This is a genomic window from Paenibacillus sp. EKM301P, from assembly GCF_011800295.1.
In the GTDB taxonomy this organism is placed as follows: domain Bacteria; phylum Bacillota; class Bacilli; order Paenibacillales; family Paenibacillaceae; genus Paenibacillus; species Paenibacillus polymyxa.
Map to the genome: position 1 here is coordinate 1 of NZ_JAALFM010000096.1, position 422 is coordinate 422.

1 protein-coding gene is annotated in these 422 nt (G+C 49.1%); it reads left to right on the forward strand.

The features are described from left to right. On the forward strand, positions 1–422 hold a 422-nt coding region (locus HFD99_RS24995), incomplete at both ends, for a condensation domain-containing protein (protein WP_238797313.1).

Genomic DNA, 422 nt, shown 5'->3' on the forward strand with positions numbered 1-422 from the left:
ATCGCTGAAGATCTGGATTGCGAATTCCAGCCAGAGCTGGTTGCCCAGATCGAACGGGTGGCGAAGCAAAATCAGGTCACGATCAATACGCTGATTCAGACGGTATGGGGCGTCTTGTTGCAGAAATATAACAACAGTACGGATGTCGTGTTCGGCAGCGTTGTGTCCGGTCGTCCAGGGGATATTCCAGGTGTGGAGCACATGATCGGGCTATTTATCAATACAATTCCAGTGCGTGTGCAGTCTGAACCAGGTGAAAGCTTTGTTGAGCTGATGAAACGAACACAGCGGCAGGCGCTGGCTTCCAATGCTTACGATGCATTCCCGCTGTATGAAATTCAAGCACTGACCGAGCAGAAGCAGGATTTAATCAACCATATTATGATATTTGAAAATTACCCGGTGGAGCAGCAGGTAGAGCA